We start from the raw sequence: 4,151 nt of genomic DNA, 5'->3' as shown, positions 1-4,151 counted from the left end.
AAACCTGGGTTCAGACGAAGGCGCAGATTTAGTCTCATGGAAAAAAAAGTACAGAGGTGCTGTACGTCGTCCCATAGCCGAAATGTTGGACGAAATCATCTCCCCCTGGGACTTCAACTGCAAACCTGATGCAGTTTTTGACCCGGTAACACAACGCCTGATAGACGGGACAGATAACACCGCTAACCTGCAGCGAATGTTCTCTGAGGCGCATTATCACGGGGTAGATATTATTCTTCCTTTTAGTGGGAAGTTTGCCAGCAAATCCCTTTATTTACATTATGACCCAATAAAAAACCCAGACTGGATTGGCCGCCCTGGTCGTCTGACCATTCGAGGTAGCGTGCTGGGTCACGCAACCGGAGACGTGGAGCGTCAGGGTTCGGCTATTTTCCATATCCCCGGAGAAAACGCGCCGTTAATATCAATGATTGGAGAATTCAGTATTTCCGACCCGGCAGCAATGGGCGGGTATTTTGAACTGTCGTCATTGAACCTTATCGGCAGCCAGGACAGCTCAGATGTCCTTTTATTACAGGGCAGTCAGGGCCAGATGAAGCTGGAGCGGTACGATGTAAAGGTGCTCAATCCAGCGGGCAACGGTATAACTGAAGCCACTACATGGGAAACGCTTCATCTACTTGGATTTATCCGTGGTCCTGCTACAGGAGATGGTTCGTGTACTGGAATCGGTCTGAATATTAAATCTGACGACACTATTGGTCAGATTAATATGAAACAGTACCTGAATGTCAACGTGATGAAGATGGGGTATGGTATCCGCGCCGGGCGTCGTGAAAAAGCTAACGGGACTTTAGGACCTTTAGTTTTTACTGGCGGACAAACTTCTGGCGCAGACCACTACGGAATGTGGCTGGATGGCGGGGTAATTTCTTTCAGTTGTACCGGCATGCAGCATGAGGGTAGTAGAAAAAACGGGCTCAGAATAGATAATATTCTGGAAGATGGTGGCGTGAGCACTGACCTGGCTCGCACTATTAATTTTAAGCAGAACTACTTTACTGGCTGTGGGTCTGTTGATGACCACTCTCCAGACAGTTACGGTGTTTATATTGCAAATGGTGATGGAATTGAACTGGATACACCGACGTTTAACCTGTCCCGTAATGGTATTGGATTTGATGCACAAAATGTCGATAACCTGTTAATTCGTCGTCCGCATTTCCGCACGGTTAGTGACTACGGCAAAGCGCAGGGCTTTGGTATTCGCTCTTTTTCAGACGGCGTCCCTTCAAAACGCCAGTATCTTGAGCATCCGGTTTTTAACCAGGCACATGCCACGCAGATTGATGATAAAGCCCGTGAAATATTTGGTCGCGGAGCGGCAGGAGGTCGAATCTCATTTTCGACAAACACACCGACGCCGAGCATTATTCACGGCTCAGGCTCAGGGAATGAGTCGTACCACATCCTCAATTTTAACAACACGACAGCCACCACTATTACCAATATTACCGGCGGCACGCCCTATCAGCGCCTGCTGATTACATTTTCAAACGATGCAACCACGATACAGCACAGTAGCAATATTGTTCTGCGTGGCGGTAAAGATGTTCAGGGAACGGTAGGGAAGACGCTGGAGCTGTACTACACGGGGTCATTCTGGCATGAGGTGGGAGACCCGGTCAGGTCGCTCACGGGAACAACCGCCAACAGACCATTCAGTACAGCGTTTCCCGGTATGGAATATTTCGATACCACGCTGAATAAACCCATCTGGCGTAATGCGGCAAATAACGGCTGGGTTGACGCGGCGGGTAATGTGGTCTGATTTATGTCCCGCCCTGTGGGGCGGGTAATTTTATTTACTGAATGAGGTAATCTCATGTCTTTTGTAATAAATAAAACACTGGAGGCCAGCGTTATTGCGGACAGTGGCACGGCGATTGGTTCAGTTCAGGTCACTGTAGATGTTACGTATTCTATTTCGCTGATTCAGGTAGTCGATGATACCACAGCCTACGCCTCGGTATCGGCATCGGTGAATGGACAACCGCCAAAACAGGTTGACCAGTTTGAATTTAACTACGCACTGGAAGGTGGGAAGAGCTTGTTTGAGCAGGCTGAAAGTAACCTGCTCAATAGCATAAAATATGCTGGCGGGATAGTTATCTGAAAATACCGCCAGCTCATAACTGGCGGTACTCCCTGTTACCTGTCAATTCTGGCGGTAAAGCTAAGGAGAATTGACGCTGCGAATAGCATCATGAAAGCAGCATAACCGTGAAAGTTGCGTTCTACGTAAATTGTGAAAAAGGATAGCAATGCCATCTTCATAAAACGAGAACCTTTATAGTCAAAGTAAATTTTCATCATTTAATCCTTTTTATCCATGACCGCTGATAATCATCGGGACAAATGTTACGGGATACGCCGTGTAATTTGCGATGGTTATCGCCCCTCCTGACAAAGGCTTGGTAACGTGAATAAGTCCATCCCCCGCGGATCCTGCTGCAAAAGAAAGAAGCGCAGTATTTCTGTTATCCACAACACCTATTCCGGGCAGTGATGAGTCGGCAAAGATTAACCCGGCAGCGGCGGTACCATTTACGATAAATCTCAGCCAGAACAGAGACGCACCAACAACTTTTTCATAAGACAACGTTGCGCCCGCCGCTATGGTCAGGCCCGTTGCTTCTCCGTCGGCAGAACCGAGACCAAACCCGATGGTGTTTTTATTTACCAGGGTACTGTTTGTGCGTGTCTGGTTTGTCAGGCTGGTGATGTGGTTATTATCGGTATTGATTTTATTGTCGCGAACCTTCTGGTTTAACGAGGCTCTGATCCCATACTGGCGATACCCTCCGACGGTGTTATCCGTTACCACAGAGTCAGCTGTCGCAGCCGTATTGATGAAAGCTCCATTCGGAATAGCCAGACTTGCGCTGTCAACTGGCTGACCGGTAAAGTCACACGAAACCACTTTGCAGTTGGCCCCTCTCAGAATAATCGCATCGTCGGTTCCATCCCCGACGGCCGTTTTTTTAATGGCGCGCCATTTTACCAGGTATACTGCGACATCTTTTTCAGCATCGACTAATACCGGTCCGCAGTCATAGGTTGTTCCGCCGTGAATGGTGGCGTTCTTACCTTTGAAAATCAGTCCCGTACCATTCCCGAACAGGTTAGATATTTCCATGGGGGCTGCATTACTGGTGTGATAAAAATACCAGCCGTTACCAGCAGAGCTGGATATACAGCTTGGAGACTCAAAAATAACCCCCCTGCTATCCGATGCAGCCTGTTCTGTAGTGTCATCTTTCGCAAAATCCTTAATGAGAAATTGCGGGATATCATTTCGGTTAAACGTCAGACCCGGCGCCATAAACGTCATTCCCAGGCATCCGGCAAGAACATGCGTCCCCTCGTCACGCTCCACCTTCATGGAGTTAAAAATCATATGGCGGCATTTGTTCCATATACCTCCGGTATGGTTGGCCTCCAGATGCAGTCTGTCGAATTTACAGGCGTTGGTGGCATCATGCCCACCAGCATTATCAAACAGCACACAAGGTGCATAATTGTTTGGGTCAGCATTTCCGCAATACATAACGCTGACGTTCTCAAACGGGCTGTCGAAGAGCTCGCCACCATAGATTGCGATGCCGCGGATATGCCGGATAGCGATGTTGCGCAGGCGAACATAGGAGCCATTCAACAGGTTAATACCTCCTGCACCGACAGGCACATTACCTGTTTCTTTCCAGTAATCTCCGATGACTCCGCCAGAAATCTGAGAGTACATCAGACGTTGCCATGTCGGGTCTCCGGGTACAACTCCCTTAGTACCTACAGTGGTAAATGCAAACTTAGCATTACGGTGCGGGACAATGAGGGTGAATGGTTCCAGCTCATAATCCCATCCTGCAATAAAAGGCAGATCTTCTAACGCATAGGTACCATTTGGAAAATGAATTCGGCCATACTTTTTTTGTCCCTGAACATATGCGCTGTCGGTTCTTCCACCCCAGTGTGCTACGGCTTTCAGGATAGCTTCGGTGCACCCATCTTGCATGTTCTTAAAATCACCCAGTGCATCAACGTAAATATCAACCAAAGCATCAGCAACAGTCCCGGAATATTTAAGGGAAACAATGCCTGTTCCAGGCAGTTCGTTTGAACCCAGGTTT

The 4,151-nt window shown here is 48.2% G+C and carries 3 protein-coding genes; 2 read left to right on the top strand and 1 reads right to left on the bottom strand.

From position 1 onward, the window contains the following. The coding region (locus KHQ28_RS00720) for a hypothetical protein (RefSeq protein WP_201240815.1) at positions 1 to 1,792 on the top strand (1,792 nt) is incomplete at its 5' end. A gap of 54 nt (positions 1,793 to 1,846) precedes the next feature. After that, complete coding sequence (locus KHQ28_RS00715; protein WP_032419560.1) at positions 1,847 to 2,137, top strand: hypothetical protein; 291 nt, start codon at positions 1,847 to 1,849, stop codon at positions 2,135 to 2,137. 210 nt (positions 2,138 to 2,347) lie between these two features. Here KHQ28_RS00715 and KHQ28_RS00710 read toward each other — a convergent pair. After that, on the bottom strand, positions 2,348 to 4,151 hold a 1,804-nt coding region (locus KHQ28_RS00710), incomplete at its 5' end, for a hypothetical protein (RefSeq protein ID WP_211777550.1).

Source organism: Klebsiella sp. 28 (genome assembly GCF_018223905.1).
Classification (GTDB): Bacteria; Pseudomonadota; Gammaproteobacteria; order Enterobacterales; family Enterobacteriaceae; genus Klebsiella; species Klebsiella pneumoniae.
The sequence above is the reverse complement of the archived record's forward strand: the minus strand, read 5'-3'. Positions and strand labels throughout refer to the sequence as shown.